Genomic DNA, 16292 nt, shown 5'->3' with positions numbered 1-16292 from the left:
CATGAAGGTCGCAGTTACAGGAGCGAACGGCCAACTGGGTAAGGACCTAGTTGGAATACTCCGTAGTCGAGGCTTTGATGTTTATGGTTTTGGCAGAGACGAGCTGGATATTTGTAATTTGGATCAATGCCAACAAGTTCTAACTAGAACGCGGCCTGAAGTTATTATTCATAGTGCTGCGTATACGGCCGTCGACCAAGCGGAATCCGATCAGGATAGAGCATACGAGGTCAATGCATTTGGCACGCGCAATATTGCGGTTTGTGCTAATGAAATTGGAGCCAAGCTGGTTTACATCAGTACAGATTATGTTTTTGACGGTACGGGTCAAGTACCTTATAAGGAGTTCGACTCAACGAATCCGAACGGGGTATACGGGAAGTCGAAGCATGCCGGAGAGCTTTTGACACGATCTCTTTGTCATAAGTTTTTTATTGTGCGGACATCATGGGTTTATGGCCTTCACGGTAATAATTTTATCAAAACGATGTTGAAGCTTGGTAAAGAACGTGATTCGCTCAAAGTCGTTAATGATCAAATCGGTTCGCCGACATATACGGTTGATTTAAGTCATTTTCTTGTCGAGCTGATTCAGACCGAGAAGTATGGCATTTATCATGCCTCCAACTCAGGAGTGTGTTCGTGGTTCGATTTTGCAAAAGCAATATTCGATGAAAGCGGACTTGAGATTAAGGTTGAACCATGTACTACTGACGAATTTCCTAGGCCTGCTCCAAGACCTAAGTATTCGGCGATGGACCACATGGCGATTCGTTTAAACGGTTTTGCCGATATACCGCCTTGGCGTGATGCGTTGAAACGGTTTTTGGAACAGCTGCAGCACTTAGATGCTTAAATAAAAGATAGTGCAGTAAAGACTAGATGACTGGAAAATCTAGTCTTTTTTTCATTGTCTCGACCAGTATGAGTGCTTTCATGGTATAATGAAGCTACTTACATTTTAATGGGGATCGTTATGGATATTAGTGTGTTGATTCTAAACTATAATACGCGCGATTTAACGCTGCAAACGATTCGTTCCGTACAACAGTCGGTTACCGAATATTCTTATGAAATCATACTAGTGGACAATGCTTCGACGGACGGCGCAGTTGAAGTTGTTAGAAGCGAATTTCCAGCTATTACGGTGATTGTTAATGATGTGAACGTTGGCTTCGCACGCGCCAACAATCAGGCTATACAGGTCGCCAAGGGGCGTTATATCCTTTTGCTGAACTCGGATACCGTGGTGCAGCCGGATACGTTGGATATCATGATTCGACATATGGACACAAATCCGGCTGTAGGAGCAAGCGGCTGTAAGGTTGTACTTCCAGACGGATCGTTGGATAGAGCCTGCCTTCGCGGCTTTCCTACCCCTGAAGCCTCTTTTTACTATGCATTCGGGTTCTCCAAGCTATTTCCCGGCAACCCGCGATTCAGTCAATATCAACTTAATCACTTGGATCCTGATCTGCCCCATCGGATTGATTGTTTGGTCGGAGCGTTTATGTTGGTACGTCGGGAAGCAATCGAACAAGTCGGGATGCTGGATGATACGTTTTTTATGTACGGTGAAGATATTGATTGGTGTTACCGGATTAAAGAAGTTGGATGGGAGATATCATACTATCCGCTTACCCGGATTATTCATTATAAAGGGGCCAGCAGTCGAAGAAAGCCAGTTAAGATTGTATATGAGTTTTATCGGGCGATGTGGGTATTTCACCGGAAGCATTTTATCCCAAAATACTCATGGGTTGTAAATGCGATGGTTTTCGCAGGAATTTCGCTAAAACTGACGCTAGCTTTAGTTCAAAATCAGATTAGACGTATGAGGTGATTAGCCGCCATGATTCGTCGAAGTCAAGGCATGTTGACGCAGCTTTATGCAGGCTGTGATTTTATAATTATGCAATGTTCATTTCTAGTTGCTTTCTACATAAAGTTCATGTCCGGATGGATGGGGTATGAATGGCATCTTCCGCGTTCAAATTATCTTACTTGGAGCTTGATTTACGGAGTTATTGCCGTAGGCTTAGGTTATTTAACCAATTTTTATTCGCCAAAGCGTAAAAAACGGTTTTCTTTCGAAGTTTTCAAAATTATTCAAATTCAGGCAGTCAGTTTGCTCATTCTTATTATGATTCTGTTTCTTTTGAAACAAATGGATGTGTCCAGGCACTTTCTTGCCATGTTCTTTATTTCTAATCTGGTATTTATCGGTTTTTATAGGTATGCAATTAAACTTGGATTGAAAAGTCTTCGAGAGAAAGGTTATAACAAACAATTTGTCCTTATTCTTGGGGCGGGGAGTCTAGGAAGACGGTTTTATAAAAATGTCATGCACCACCCTGAGCTTGGCTTTGAAGTTGTCGGCTTTTTGGATGATTTCCAAACCGCGCATGAAGAAAGCCCACAGTACTATAAGCCTATTTTGGGGAAGGTAGAGGAACTCGAATCCATACTTCAGAGTATGTTAGTAGACGAAGTCATTATCGCGCTGCCTCTGGATGCACATGACAAGTATGGCCATATAATATCGATTTGTGAAAAAGCCGGAGTCCGTACAATGATTATCCCTGATTATTATGACTTTTTGCCGGCTAGACCGCATTTTGATAATTTTGCAGGCATGCCGCTCATTAATGTTCGTGATATCCCTTTAGATGATCTAAGTAATCGGGTAATGAAGCGAATGTTCGATATTGGGTTCTCTCTAATCGCTATTGCCTTTACGTTGCCGCTTATGCTCATTATCGTACTAGGAATTAAGGCGACCTCTAAAGGCCCTATAATTTTTAAGCAGGAGCGGGTCGGTTTGAATCGTCGCACATTTCAAATGTATAAATTTCGTTCGATGAAAGTATTAGAACAAGCAAGTTCTGATCAACAATGGACAACTGCAGATGATCCTAGAAAAACCAAGTTTGGTTCATTCTTAAGAAAAACAAGCTTAGACGAATTGCCGCAGTTTTTCAATGTTTTATTCGGGCACATGAGTGTAGTTGGACCGAGGCCGGAGCGCCCATTCTTTGTAGAGCAATTTAAAGAAGAAATTCCGAAATATATGGTTAAACATCATATTCGACCGGGTATTACCGGTTGGGCGCAAAGCAACGGATTGAGGGGCGACACGTCAATCAAGGATCGCATTTCTTATGACATTTTTTATATAGAAAACTGGACTTTTTTGTTTGATATTAAAATTATTTGGAAAACGGTTTGGAATGGTTTTGTGAACAAAAACGCATATTGAGAAAGGTTGGGATCTCGCATTAGCGTCCCAACCTTTTTTCTTACCCCAACAACTCCCCCAAAACCTCATCCCCTGCCGCGCGCGCCGCGATATCGGGGCAGGTGCTTTCGGCGGACTCGATCGTCCAGCCGGCGACTTTGGTGCCGCAGACGACGGCCTTGGCAAGCGGCAGGCCGCTTACGAGGCCGGCGACGGTGCCGGCGAAGAAGGCGTCGCCCGCGCCGGTTGTGTCGACGACGTTGACCGGGAATACCGGCTGATAGCCGGATTCGCCGGTCGTTGCGTCGAAGTAGACGGAGCCTTCAGCGCCGAGCGTCATGACGATCGACTGTAGCCCGCTGGTTTTGACATAGGCCTTCAGATGGCCGATGATCGTCTCCGGCGGAACCCCCTCGAACGTCGCGTTCATCAGGCGCTCCCCTTCGATATGGTTGCAAATGAAGCAGGCCATGCCCTGCAAGAGATCCGGATGGCTGCCGATCACGTCAAAATTGCCGGGTATGCCGTACACGGGCTTTCCGTGCTGGGCTGCCAGCTGGATGACGCGTCGGGAGATGGGCTCGTTCAAGTCAAGCTCGAGGGCGATATGCGACGTCTCTTGGACCAGCTTGTCGCCTTGCTCCAACAACTGCTGCTCTATATGCGCCATGTCGGGCATTTGCGAAATGGAGCCCGCCAAGTCCCCGTTCTCGTTCAGAATGGCGAGCCACATCCCCATGCCTCCGCTCGGCGCTTCCTTCACGTAGCTTACGTCGATGTGACGGGCTTGCAAGTGGTTCACCACTTCATGGCCGATGCCTGTCGCATCAACGGAGCTGACGAAGGTTGTCGGCACGTTGAGGGAAGCGATCGTCTCGGCTACATTACGCCCGACGCCGCCGTGAACGAATTGGATCGAGCCTAAATTCCGGCCGGCCGGCCGATAATCTTGAAAGGCGAATCCTTTACAGTCTATAAATACCGTTCCGATGACGGCAATTCGTTTATTTTTCAAGGGGAGGCAGCTCCTTAATATGCTTAATTTTTTCAAGACGCCCATAAGGAACGGCTGCCTTGAAGTACACATGTTCTCTGCCGAAGAAACATATACTTGGATATATATGCAAACGCAGCTTTCGAGTGACTTCGACAACCGTATTCTCATATATTATAGGGAAAAACGCAGCTGCATGAAAGAGCTGGGCGAATAAAACGCGGACGGACGTGCCATACTGCTGAGTAGGAAGGTTATGGAAGAGGAGGTCCGAGCATGGTCGATCAAGACGATAGGGTTCCGGAGGACACGCTTTCGGTCGGAAAAGGAATTGCTTACGGCATCCTGTTTGGCTCTATATTATGGGCAGCGCTTATCGGGGCTTTTTGGTTTCTGCTGAGGTAGGCCGGATTCGGCAACTATTCAGGTTTTGGATATGGCTTGCGGTTTATTTCTAATAAGATGAAAAAAGCCTGCTCGCAGCAATACTATGCTGCAAGCGGGCTTTTTGCGTTTAGCTCGGGGAATGACCGCTGCGCTATGAAGCTAGAATATGCGTCTTTTTTGCCGTCACGGAACACCGCAATGGAAGGCGTTTCGACCGCAGTCATGTAACCGTCGTTATGTGTATCGTTTTGGCATCGCACAACACCGCTATGCGCGCTGTTCGACAGCCGCCATGTGCCACCATAATCTTGACCGCCGCCGTGCCGCTAAATGCGCGTTACGGAGCGCGATGACAAGAGCGCAAGTTACATGTAAGCTTTACTACTACAATCCCGTCACGATTTTCTCGATATCTTTAACCAGCAGCTTGGCTGCCATCATGCCGCCTGCCGAGTTCCAGATCGCCTCGTCGACGTTGAAAATGCGGTTGCTTTTCACGACGTTCATATTTTGGGCAAGCGGATCTTTAAACCAGCTCTTGGCTAAATCGGTCGCTGCTGTAGCGCCGTCCCGGTCCGAGGTGAAATAGAACAGGACGTCTCCATCCAGCATTGGCAGCTGCTCTTTCACGATGTCCAACGTGAATTCCTTCTTATTTTGCGATTCCGGACGCGCGAAACCGAGTTTTTCCAGCACGACGCCGGCAAAGTTCTGCTTCAGGTAGACGCGGACTTTGTCCGGCTGGAAGCGGGCCATGGAAATTTGCAGCTTCGTTTTGTCCCCCAGCTTGGCTTTGGTATCGGCGATGAGCTTGTTGAATTGGTCCAGGACGGCTTTGCCTTCGGTTTCTTTGTTTAATGCTTTTGTGTAAAGCTCGAAGTTTTCCAGCATGCTGTCGCCCAAATTTTCGGTAAATACGGTAGGTGCGATGGCGGTAAGCTGATCGTAAATTTTCTCCTGGCGCACCTTGGTGCCCAAAATTAAATCGGGCTTCAGGCTCGCAATCAGCTCCATATTCGGCTGCGTTTCATCGCCGACGACTTGCACGCCGTTCATGCGGTCTTTAATGTGGTCATACCACGGATTCCCGATCCACGATTTGACGGCGCCTACAGGCTGTATGCCGAGCTCCAGAAGCGTTTCGGTTCCTTGGGTAGTAAGAACGACTATGCGCTGCGGCGTGCCGGTGATCGGGGTGCTGCCCATCGCGTGCGTGATGGTTCTCGCCGCGTTTTGCGTTGGGCTAGGCTCCGGACTCGGAGTCTCGGTGGCGCTTTTGCCGCACGCTGCCAGCAGGGAAATTAGGACAAGGGATAGAAGAAGGGCGAGTGGTTTTCGGAATAGCTGCATGATCGTAAATTGATGCCTCCTTGATGATGTAAGCTTAAACATGTTCTAATTGACAATGATTATCACTCTTATGTTACAGTTGTAACATTAGTATAAGTTCGTTCGTTACGCAACTGGAAATAGCACACATTGCATCAAAAATGGACAGAGAAGAGGATGTGTCACATTTGGCGGAAGCGCAAACCGTTCGGACGCCGCGTTCGAAGGAATGGATTATGACGGCTTTGCTTCAATTAATGGAGCATACGGGGTATTCGGATATTTCTATTCTTCAAATAGCGGACAAGGCCGGCGTCGTTAGGCAAACCTTTTACCGGAATTACAAGGATAAAGATGAAGTGTTGTTCGCGTCGATAACGGAGCTGTTTGAGCAGTTTTTCGGAGATTTCGGCAAGGAAAGCTTGTGGAGCGAGCGGTTGTTCATCCGATTGTTCGATAAGTGGAAGCATCGGCTGCCGCCGGCCTTGCTTAACAACATAACCAATAAAGACCGCAAGGTTCGTCAAATTTTATATAGAAGCTTGAGTTTTTGCTTGGATCGGATGATTGCGGAGGCGGCGGGAGAAGAAACGGGAGAAGGACTTTCGGAGAGTCGCTATTATGCGCGCGCTTCCTTGTCTTCAGTTATTCATGTTATGCTGATCGATTGGACGCTCAGCGGCTTTCGGCTTCCGCCGGAAGAAATGGGGGCGATCTGCTTTCAACTGACCGCTTCCATGAGAGACGAGCTGGGACGAGTCGCGGCGGACCGGGGGTTTTAGTATAGTGTGGCGGCCCTGCGTCCGTGAAAAAAAAGGTTTTGTCCGGCGAAAATCATGTTGTTTAACAGCAGCCGTGTGACCGGGCGTCGCGCGAAAAATGCCATGCGACCGTCCAACCGTTCTTCGATCGCTGAAGGCGCATCGTCTTCCCGTGCGGAAGCTTATTTTGACAACTTGTCAGGCTCGTCACACTTGTCTGCATAATTGGCCAAGTACCCTCATAGACATGTATCAGTGTTCGATATTTAGCCAATGAGGGGATGATGCACAATGCGTCGGATCACATGGATAGCAGCCATCGTGATAAGTTTAGCGGTAGTTCTGGCCGGATGCGGCAGCAAGGACGCAGGATCGGTAGTCAAACAGTTGGATCATGTGATCAGCAAGCTCGAAAGCTATCAAAGCACGGGTACGATGACGCTGAATACCGGTCAAGAGCCGCAAGTATATCAGGTCGAAGTTTGGTTCCAAGACCCTCATTACTATCGCATTTCGCTGACCAACGACAAGAAGGATATCACGCAAATCGTGCTGCGCAACGACGAAGGGGTGTTCGTACTGACGCCTCATCTGAACAAAAGCTTCCGCTTCCAAAGCGATTGGCCGGAAAATCAGGGACAAGTTTACTTGTACCAGTCGCTGGTTCAAAGCATCATGATGGACGGCGACCGGCAGTTTACGACCGAAGAGAACAATTACGTGTTCGATGTGATGGCGAACTACCAGAACGCTTCGCTATCCCGGCAAAAAATATGGCTGGACAAGAAGGACTACGCGCCAAGACATGTCGAGGTGCTTGACGCAAACGCGAAAGTGATGGTCGTCGTCGACTTCAACCAATTCCAATTCGGCAAAAAGTTCGACAAGGATTCGTTCGACATGCAGCGCAACATGACAAGCTGGAACGTTCAGTCGCTGCCTACTGCAGCACAGCCGAACGACGGCAAAACGAACGCCGGGACGGGAGAAAAGGCGGCGGACGGCAAAGCCAGCTCGACCTCCGCGCCTGGCAGCAAGTCGACGGACGGCAAATCGTCCGATGCCGACGGGAAGCAAACCGGCGCGAACGCGGCGAACGGCGGTACGAACGGAACGAAATCGACGGACGGCAAAACGCCCGAAGCTTCCGGAAAACCAGCCGGCGCGAGCCCCGCAGCAGGCCACACGGATACATCCGGCGGCAAAACAACCGGAGCAAGCGACAAACCGGCAAGCGGCTCGGTGCAAGGCGGCACGAAGGTGGGAGCGAATGAAGTCTCTTTCGGCGTGATCGAGCCGACGTATTTGCCTAAAGGCGTGACGAAGCAGGATGTGAGCGAGGTTACGCTCGGCGACAACAAAGGGATCATGCTCCGCTATTCGGGAGCTTACAACTATACGCTGCAGGAGTTCCAGCCGAAGGAGCAGGAAATGCTCGGACCGGAAGGCTCGTGGGTCGATCTCGGCTATACGGTCGGCGTGATGACGGGTACCGAGAAGAAGACGCTCGTTTGGACGTATGACGGCATCCAGTACCGGCTTTCCTCCGGAGATTTGGCGCAGCCGGAGATGGTGAAAATCGCTCAATCGGTACAGGATGGAATCGGCAAGTAACGTCCGGGAGCGGTGAAAACGGCATGAAATGATGCTGTAACGGTATTGGCTCTAAACTGTGCCGCCTGGATCCGCTTTTGGTATAAGTCTCGGAAAGTATATCTCCGCTGACCGCTCGACTTCCGGTAAATGGAAGCGTCAAAAACGCCCGTAATCATTTATCATTCATTGACAGCATTGGTAGTTCGGATTAACATAGGTTTATTGGTTACGGGACGCGAGTTTACAGCCGATTGTGGGGAGCCGGACACCGCGATGATGCGATGCTCCGGCCCCCTTGTCGGTTTCAGGAGAAGGTGAACGGCTTGGATTCGTTTTATCGCCCTACTTGGGTAGAGGTGTCGCTGGATGCGCTTAGCCGCAATATAGAAGCGTTTCGCAGGCTGCTGCCCGCCGAAATCGGCATTATGGCGGTCGTCAAGGCCGATGGGTACGGTCACGGCGCGGTGCAGGTGGCAAGAACGGCGCTTAACTGCGGCGCGGCGTATTTGGCGGTTGCCTTCCTCGACGAAGCGCTGGAGCTGCGCAGGGCGGGCATAACCGCGCCGGTGCTCGTGCTGGGTTATACGCCGGTCGAAGGGCTGGCTCTGGCCAGAGACTACGACATTACGATCAACGTATTCAGCGACGAAGTGCTGGATGCGCTGGCCGAGCAAGGGGATAACGGGCGGCCGGTATCCGTCCATATTAAGCTGGATTCGGGTATGGGGCGGATCGGGCAGCATAGGGAAGAAGACGCCATTTCGTTTATCGAGAAAGCGCTGCGCTTGCCCGGCGTTCGCGTCGAAGGGCTGTTCACGCACTACGCATGCGCCGATGAAACGGACAAAACGCACACGCATGAGCAGCATCGGCAGTTTAAGCGGATGGTGGATCATTTTGCGGATAAAGGGATTCGCTTTCCTTATGTGCATGCCGGAAACAGCGCCACGGCGATCGATTTGCCGGAGCTTGCCTGCAACATGGTTAGATTGGGCATCAGCATGTACGGATTGTACCCGTCCGCTGAAGTGAATCGGGAGAAGATCGAGCTGGAGCCGGTCATGAGCTTGAAAACGGGTCTCGTCATGGTCAAAACGCTTCCCGCCGGCAAAACGATCAGCTACGGCGCGACTTACGTCACGCAGCGGGATGGCGAACGGATCGCGACGTTGCCGATCGGGTATGCGGACGGTTTTTCGCGGATGCTGAGCGGCAAGGCGAATGCTCTGGTACAAGGCCAAAAAGTGCCGGTTGTCGGAAAAATTTGTATGGATCAATGCATGATCGATGTGACGGACGTCTCCGGGCTGCGTTTGGACGACGAGGTCGTGCTGCTGGGACGTCAGGGCGAGCAAGCGATTACGGCGGAAGAGATCGCCGAGCAGCTCGGCACGATCAACTACGAGATCACGTGCATGATTTCGCACCGCGTTCCAAGGGTATATATGCAGGGCGGAACCGTGCGAAATACGGTCAATCTTTTGCAGCATACGATTGATTAGGCTGGGTTGGGATGATTTACCGCTGCCATTTTGCGAAATAAATGGGAGGAATTTTACGTCCCTTGCCGAATACGTATAGTTGGAGAAGCTTTGAACGAGTGAAAGGCCTACGCCAAGAGGAGTATATGGCTGCGGGGCGTCAGTATGCCTTCCTGAATTTTGGCTGACGAGCCGAACGATATAGACATACATGATATACTGAGCGCATATATTTGTCTTTGTATAAAAATGATTGAGCTACGCCATAATGGTAATATTGTCTTTGGTAAAGTTGTGGGGGTGCGATACCGAATATGTCCAACGTCAATACGAAGCGGATTATGATCAGTTTGCCGGACCAGCTGCTGCAGGAAGTGGATGGGATTGTCGAGAAGGAAAACTCGAACCGGAGCGAATTTATCCGCCAAGCGATGAAGTTGTATCTGATGGAACGGAAAAAGCGCCATTTGCGTGAATCGATGCAGCGCGGCTATATGGAAATGGCCAAAATCAATCTCCACATGGCATCGGAGGCTTTTCAGGCGGAGGAAGACGCAGGCAGTACACTTGACCGCTTAGTTAGCGGGGTGTGACCATTGATCGTAAAACGTGGCGATGTATTTTTTGCGGATTTATCACCCGTCGTCGGTTCCGAGCAGGGGGGCGTACGTCCCGTTCTCGTCATTCAGAACGATATTGGAAACCGTTTTAGTCCGACTGTCATTATTGCCGCGATAACCGCACAAATCCAGAAGGCGAAGCTGCCGACGCACGTCGAGATCGATGCGGCGATGCACGGCTTCGATCGCGATTCGGTCATTCTGCTTGAGCAGATCCGTACGATCGACAAGCAGAGGCTGACCGATAAAATCACGCATTTGGACGACGAAACGATGCGTAAAGTCGACGAATCGCTGCAGATCAGCGTCGGCTTAATCGAATTTTAGCGTCCGGTTTACACTTACAACGAACAGGCGAGGGAGACCCCCTCGTTTTTTTGATTTTGTGGGATGATTCTGCATGGGAGCCGGAGCGGTGCGCGACGTGTGTCTTTTTGCTGGAAGTGCGATACAATAGAGGATATTCGGTTTGAACATGGAACCTTACTACTACTATTTGACGTTGCAAAGGATGATGCAAATGGCTAATGAGATCGGACAAGTTCAAGGGGAGCAGTCGGCGTTCGAGCTGACGGAGGAAGCGAAAGCGGCCGTTCAGGAGCGCATTCTGAAGCAGGTTGCGGCGGAGCTGCAGCTCGCGCCCGGCAAGGTGCGGACGACGGTCGGCCTGCTGGACGAAGGAAACACGATTCCCTTCATTGCCCGCTACCGGAAAGAAATGACCGGCGAGCTTGACGAGAACGAGCTCCGTGCCATCGAAGAGCGGCTGAACTACTTGCGCAACCTGGAGGACCGCAAGCTTGAGGTGCTGCGTCTCATCCATGAGCAAGGCAAGCTGACGGACGAGCTGCGGCAGTCGATCGAGCAGTCGGCCAAGCTGCAAGAGGTCGAGGACTTGTACCGTCCGTACCGCCAGAAGCGGAAAACGCGCGCCAGCGTAGCCAAAGAACGCGGTCTCGAGCCGCTGGCCGACTGGATCATGGCGCAGCATCGCAAGGGCGATTTGCAGGCTGAGGCGGCCAAGTATGTCAAGCCGGACAAAGAAGTGGCCACCGCCCAGGACGCGATTCAAGGGGCGATGGACATTATCGCGGAGAATATCGCCGACGATGCCAAAATCCGTACCTGGATTCGGCGTTATACGCATGATAACGGCCAGCTCGAGACGCTTGCCAAGGACGATAAGCAGGAATCCGTTTACGAAATGTACTACGACTACAAGGAGCCGGTCCGCAAGCTGCCTCCTCATCGGATTTTGGCGATCAACCGCGGCGAGCGTGAAGAAGTGTTGAAGGTGTCGCTTACCGTCGCACCCGATAAAATTCATGATTTTATCGGCCGTCAAATCTTGAGAGGCGATTCCCCTGTCCGCGAAACGCTTGCGGCAACCATTGAGGATTCTTATAAACGGCTTATCGCGCCGTCGATCGAACGGGAGGTGCGCGGGGCGCTGACGGAAAAAGGGGAGGAGCAAGCGATTCAAATTTTTGCCGAGAATTTGCGCAATCTGCTGCTTCAGCCGCCGATCAAGGGCAAGGTTGTGCTGGGCGTCGATCCCGCCTACCGTACCGGGTGCAAGCTGGCGGTCGTAGACGATACCGGCAAAATGCTGAAAATCGCCGTCACATACCCGACGCCGCCGAACAATAAAATCGCCGAAGCGAAGGCGGTCATCAAGCAAATGATTGACGCGTACGGCGTTGAGCTGATCGTAATCGGCAACGGCACGGCCTCCCGGGAGACCGAGCAGTTTATCGCCGAGCTCATTCGCGAGGTTAATCATAAAGGACTTCAATATATTATCGTAAGCGAAGCGGGAGCGAGCGTATACTCGGCTTCTAAGCTGGCGCAAACCGAATTTCCCGATCTCGACGTGGCGGAGCGCAGTGCGATATCGATCGCCCGCCGGATGCAGGATCCGCTTGCCGAGCTTGTCAAAATCGACCCGAAATCGATCGGCGTCGGCCAGTACCAGCATGACGTTTCGCAGAAGCGGCTGGAGGAAAGCCTCGGCGCGGTCGTCGAGTCGGCGGTTAACCATGTCGGCGTCGATTTGAACACGGCATCGCCGTCGCTTCTATCGTATGTGGCCGGCGTGAACGGCACGATCGCCAAAAACATCGTCGCGTACCGCGAAGAGAACGGCAAATTTACCGACCGCAAGCAGCTGCTTAAAGTGCCGCGTCTCGGTGCCAAAGCGTATGAGCAATGCGTAGGTTTTCTGCGCATTCCGGGCGGCGGAAATCCGCTCGACAATACGCCGATTCACCCGGAATCGTATACGGTCGTCGATAAGCTGTTCAAGGAGCTGCGCGTAGAGCTGGCGGCTCTCGGCTCATCGGACCTTAAGGATCGGCTTGATTCGCTCGGGCCTGCCGAACTGGCGGCGAACCTCGGCGTCGGGGTACCGACGCTGCGCGATATTCTCGACAGCCTGCAGCGCCCGGGCCGCGATCCGCGGGAGGAGCTGCCGCCGCCGATTTTCCGTACCGACGTGCTGAAAATCGAGGATCTGACGGCAGGCATGGAGCTGCAGGGGACGGTGCGCAACGTCATCGACTTCGGGGCATTCGTCGATATCGGCGTGAAGAACGACGGACTTGTCCATATATCCCAGCTGAGCGACAGCTATGTCAAACATCCGACGAACGTCGTTTCGGTCGGCGATACAGTGACGGTATGGGTACTCGGCGTCGATTTGAACAAGGGGCGCGTCAGCCTGACGATGAAAAAGCCCCGCGCATAATTGTGGCTGCGGATCCCGGAGCTCGGGCCCCGTGCTCAATCTTGTATAAGTAGAAGGATAAACGCAAAAAGAGCAGCGTCCGTTTCCATGGCGAACGGCCTGCTCTTTTCGTATGTGAGGCGTAATAGCGTTCCGAATTCGCGGCGGCTTTGCCGCAGAAATCAGTTTTTGCGATGGGGACGATCCCCTGGGAGCGTTTCCTCTGGCCCGGTATGGGAGTAACGGGTTCGGTAAAAATACCAGCAATCGTTCAACAATCGGATTTGACGGCGGTTTTTTTTCTGGAAAGCTCGCATCAACTGATTGCAAAGCCACTGCGGCATATTTCCAGCCCCTTCCTGCTGTGCTTACTATTACGATATGAAGGGAATGGTTAAATGGTGCAGGTCCGCTGTCTGTGGTATATTACCCCAATTATGAAGGCTAGCCTTCTTCATCCTCGTACCATTGCTCAAGCTGCGCCTGAAGCGCCCGGATTTCCGTTAAAAGCGACACAAGCGGATAAGCCTTCTCTTGAATCGAGGCGAATGATTGCTCAAGCGAATTGATGTAGGAAAGTCCGTTCGTTACAGGGCATGCGTTGTCGATTACGTCGAGATCGTCGCATTCCGCTATCATATGCGGCAGCTTAGGGATGTTGCCTGCCGTAAGCTTCTCGATTTCTTTATGTAAGCGGCGGTTCAGTGCGGTCAATTGGTACATGTGTGTGGCGGGCATTTCTACAAATTCCAGCTCATTGTCCAGCTTTAGCAGTCCGTATCTATATTTCGGCATAATACCACCAAGTTCCCCTCTCGTCGCGGCTGCGGCATTCAGGCGGTCTCTGTCGAGCCAGCGCAGCATCAGTCTTTACTTGACAGTTTAGCGCAACCTGGTGTAATAATTCAAGCAAGGATAAACACATATCCGATAAACCGAGAAAGTGAGGCGGGCGGGGTGGAAAACGAACAATTGCAGCAATGGGTCGAGCGCATATCCCTGACGTATTTTGGTATACCGTTCGTCCATAAGGCGACCTTCAACCGGCGGCTTCGGGCAACGGGGGGGCGTTATTTTACGCGGACGCATAATATAGAGATCAGCACACTGCAGCTGGAGCTTCACGGGCCAGAGGAAGTGGAGAAAATTATCAAGCACGAACTGTGTCATTATCATCTCCATATCGGGCGCCGGGGATACCAGCACCGGGATGCGGATTTTCGCCAGCTGCTGAAGCAGGTGGGGGGAACGCGCTTCTGCAAAGCGCTGCCGATCGCTTCCCGCAAGCAGCCGTACCGTTATCGGCTAATTTGTACAAGCTGCAGTCTGGAATACCTCCGCAAAAGAAAGCTGGATACGCGCAAATTCGTTTGCGGCAAGTGCAGGGGAAAATTGAAGCTTATCCCTCTTGACTTGGAGAACAAAGTTTGATAAATTTGAAAGTGCACAAAACATATTCCCTGATAGCTCAGTTGGTAGAGCACTCGACTGTTAATCGAGTTGTCACAGGTTCGAGTCCTGTTCGGGGAGCCATGGAGAGATACCCAAGTGGCTCAAGGGGACCCTCTGCTAAGGGGTTAGACTGCGTAAGTGGTGCGAGGGTTCGAATCCCTCTCTCTCCGCCATACATAACAAACCGGCCGCTGCGAAGCGGCTTTTTGTTTTGTCTTTTTTAGAGTGCCGTGGGGCTCGGCTCTCGGCGTTGCTTATAAATGCCGCTGTGTTCAACCGACTACACGATATAAAGGGGTAAGTACCCCGGACCGCACCGCGTGCGCCTCCCAGCGCGCGGTGCCATCGCGGCACGCGGTGCTTGGTCACACGTCGGCGGTCAAACCTCTTACGCACTACAGCTTCAAACGAGCGGGTTTTCGCTGCATGATGGAGACTTAGCGGAACGTTTTCAATCGAAACGTTTGAACAAAGTCCATTCTGGGTACTATAAATAAAGCGGATTTAGCGTTCGAAATATGGGGCAAAAGTTTTTTTGAAAAAGGCTTGTCAACCTCTCGGCGATCTGTTACAATAACTCTTGTCGCTTCGGAAGAGTAACAAGAAAGCGGCAGTAAATTAACAGCATGGCCCGTTGGTCAAGGGGTTAAGACACCTCCCTTTCACGGAGGTAACAGGGGTTCGAATCCCCTACGGGTCACCATTATCACCCTTCATTTAAGCTTCGGGTAGTACCGACTGGGAAGCCGGGAAGCAATCATGAGGCATTAGCTCAGTTGGTAGAGCACCTGACTTTTAATCAGGGTGTCGTAGGTTCGAGTCCTACATGCCTCACCAGTTTTTTATATCCCTCGTAACATGCGGTCGTGGTGGAACGGCAGACACACCATCTTGAGGGGGTGGCGCCCATTGGGTGTGCGGGTTCAAATCCCGCCGACCGCACCATACATATTTAAAGCGCAAAGTCTTGATAAGCAAGGCTTTTTTTGTTGTTTGGATTTTTCTATAATTAGGAAGACAAAGGTTATTTTAGCATAAGAAACGAATAAATGCTCTCTGACATCATGACGTTAACTTCATCATATATCCTGAAACAAAAAGGATGATTTTTACATGGCTACGATGACAGCGAGTATTCTAGTGGGTATGTCAGTAGGGCATACTAATGATGGTGGTATCAATCCAACCCATTTTTTATTTCTTTCTGAAAATGCCGCCCCTGAATTTTGGTAAATCAAATATTTCATGAGCATGATAAGGAAGCTCAAGAATCAAAGGATTGTGTGGATCCCGACGAGGATCATCTAATGATTTTGGATTCAATCAGCTGCTCACTTATAAATCTAATTATATTTAAAAGCGCTTTTATTAAGGTTTTATGGTATTGTCCAGTCATTCTGAATACATAGTCAGAAGGACTAAGATTGCTTTTAGTTAGAGCAGGAAGAAAGAAAAAGTAATAAATAAAAGATACATTTTGACTATTGGAAAAAAATTATGCTTGCAAGATACTACAATCAATGATACATTATAACTCCGGCCGAGAGAGACAAGCGGTTGGGACAAGCAAGTAAGAAGAATTGTCCTTTGAAAACTGAACAATGAGCGAAATAAAGCCAGCAAAACAAGCAACAAATCGCATTGAGCAAATCAATATCGAAATAAAAGAAGCTTCGGCTTCAACTTTTATGGAGAGTTTGATCCTGGCT

General features: G+C 50.6%; 15 protein-coding genes and 5 tRNA genes. 16 read left to right on the top strand and 4 right to left on the bottom strand.

Features of this window, described 5'->3' with window-relative positions; translation table 11 throughout:
• Window position 1 precedes the first annotated feature (1 nt).
• The 3 genes from rfbD (at window position 2) to DQG23_RS32325 (ending at window position 3259) form a co-directional block, all read left to right on the top strand.
• Window positions 2-856 (top strand): dTDP-4-dehydrorhamnose reductase, encoded by an 855-nt coding sequence (gene rfbD, locus DQG23_RS32335; protein WP_113035170.1) that lies wholly within the window; start codon window positions 2-4, stop codon window positions 854-856.
• 120 nt (window positions 857-976) lie between these two features.
• The gene (locus DQG23_RS32330) at window positions 977-1843 is read left to right on the top strand and encodes a glycosyltransferase family 2 protein (RefSeq protein ID WP_113035169.1); all 867 of its coding nucleotides are present in this window, start codon (window positions 977-979) and stop codon (window positions 1841-1843) included.
• Between the two features lie 9 nt (window positions 1844-1852).
• Complete coding sequence (locus DQG23_RS32325) at window positions 1853-3259, top strand: undecaprenyl-phosphate glucose phosphotransferase (protein ID WP_113035168.1); 1407 nt, start codon at window positions 1853-1855, stop codon at window positions 3257-3259.
• A 40-nt stretch (window positions 3260-3299) separates the two neighbouring features.
• On the opposite strand, the gene DQG23_RS32320 is transcribed toward DQG23_RS32325, so the two are convergent.
• A complete protein-coding gene (locus tag DQG23_RS32320; RefSeq protein WP_238178152.1) occupies window positions 3300-4253 on the bottom strand; it encodes a carbohydrate kinase family protein in 954 nt (317 codons plus the stop codon).
• Window positions 4254-4508: 255 nt separating this feature from the next.
• Here DQG23_RS32320 and DQG23_RS43515 point away from each other — a divergent pair, with 255 nt between their 5' ends.
• Entirely contained in the window at window positions 4509-4637 is a 129-nt protein-coding gene (locus DQG23_RS43515; protein ID WP_272949082.1) for a hypothetical protein, read from the top strand.
• Window positions 4638-5003: 366 nt separating this feature from the next.
• Here DQG23_RS43515 and DQG23_RS32315 read toward each other — a convergent pair whose 3' ends face one another.
• Entirely contained in the window at window positions 5004-5969 is a 966-nt protein-coding gene (locus DQG23_RS32315; RefSeq protein WP_113035166.1) for an ABC transporter substrate-binding protein, read from the bottom strand.
• A 167-nt stretch (window positions 5970-6136) separates the two neighbouring features.
• Between DQG23_RS32315 and DQG23_RS32310 the strand changes: the two genes are divergently transcribed.
• The 6 genes from DQG23_RS32310 (at window position 6137) to DQG23_RS32285 (ending at window position 13152) form a co-directional block, all read left to right on the top strand.
• The gene (locus DQG23_RS32310) at window positions 6137-6730 is read left to right on the top strand and encodes a TetR/AcrR family transcriptional regulator (protein WP_158560804.1); all 594 of its coding nucleotides are present in this window, start codon (window positions 6137-6139) and stop codon (window positions 6728-6730) included.
• A gap of 270 nt (window positions 6731-7000) precedes the next feature.
• The gene (locus DQG23_RS32305) at window positions 7001-8323 is read left to right on the top strand and encodes an outer membrane lipoprotein-sorting protein (protein WP_113035164.1); all 1323 of its coding nucleotides are present in this window, start codon (window positions 7001-7003) and stop codon (window positions 8321-8323) included.
• A 305-nt stretch (window positions 8324-8628) separates the two neighbouring features.
• On the top strand, window positions 8629-9807 hold the full coding sequence (alr, locus tag DQG23_RS32300) for an alanine racemase (RefSeq protein ID WP_113035163.1): 1179 nt from the start codon (window positions 8629-8631) through the stop codon (window positions 9805-9807).
• A gap of 293 nt (window positions 9808-10100) precedes the next feature.
• The gene (locus tag DQG23_RS32295) at window positions 10101-10379 is read left to right on the top strand and encodes a CopG family ribbon-helix-helix protein (protein ID WP_113035162.1); all 279 of its coding nucleotides are present in this window, start codon (window positions 10101-10103) and stop codon (window positions 10377-10379) included.
• A gap of 3 nt (window positions 10380-10382) precedes the next feature.
• Entirely contained in the window at window positions 10383-10733 is a 351-nt protein-coding gene (locus tag DQG23_RS32290) for a type II toxin-antitoxin system PemK/MazF family toxin (protein WP_113035161.1), read from the top strand.
• Between the two features lie 193 nt (window positions 10734-10926).
• A complete protein-coding gene (locus tag DQG23_RS32285; protein ID WP_113035243.1) occupies window positions 10927-13152 on the top strand; it encodes a Tex family protein in 2226 nt (741 codons plus the stop codon).
• Between the two features lie 161 nt (window positions 13153-13313).
• Here DQG23_RS32285 and cmpA read toward each other — a convergent pair whose 3' ends face one another.
• On the bottom strand, window positions 13314-13475 hold the full coding sequence (gene cmpA, locus DQG23_RS32280; RefSeq protein ID WP_113035160.1) for a cortex morphogenetic protein CmpA: 162 nt from the start codon (window positions 13473-13475) through the stop codon (window positions 13314-13316).
• A gap of 100 nt (window positions 13476-13575) precedes the next feature.
• Window positions 13576-13926, bottom strand: coding sequence for a hydrolase/acyltransferase (locus DQG23_RS32275; protein WP_113035159.1), 351 nt, complete (start codon window positions 13924-13926; stop codon window positions 13576-13578).
• A gap of 162 nt (window positions 13927-14088) precedes the next feature.
• On the opposite strand from DQG23_RS32275, the gene DQG23_RS32270 reads away from it, so the two are divergent.
• From DQG23_RS32270 to DQG23_RS32245, 6 genes are all read left to right on the top strand, one after another.
• Window positions 14089-14562: a SprT family protein gene (locus DQG23_RS32270; RefSeq protein ID WP_113035158.1), complete on the top strand. Its 474-nt coding sequence runs from the start codon at window positions 14089-14091 to the stop codon at window positions 14560-14562.
• Window positions 14563-14588: 26 nt separating this feature from the next.
• Window positions 14589-14664: transfer RNA gene (locus DQG23_RS32265), tRNA-Asn, on the top strand.
• A 1-nt stretch (window position 14665) separates the two neighbouring features.
• Window positions 14666-14756: transfer RNA gene (locus DQG23_RS32260), tRNA-Ser, on the top strand.
• A gap of 455 nt (window positions 14757-15211) precedes the next feature.
• Window positions 15212-15286: transfer RNA gene (locus DQG23_RS32255), tRNA-Glu, on the top strand.
• 58 nt (window positions 15287-15344) lie between these two features.
• Window positions 15345-15420 (top strand) — tRNA-Lys (locus DQG23_RS32250).
• Window positions 15421-15443: 23 nt separating this feature from the next.
• Window positions 15444-15528 (top strand) — tRNA-Leu (locus DQG23_RS32245).
• Window positions 15529-16292: the final 764 nt, after the last annotated feature.

Source organism: Paenibacillus contaminans, assembly GCF_003285015.1.
Taxonomy (GTDB): Bacteria; Bacillota; Bacilli; order Paenibacillales; family NBRC-103111; genus Paenibacillus_V; species Paenibacillus_V contaminans.
This window is presented reverse-complemented; position numbering and strand designations above follow the sequence as displayed.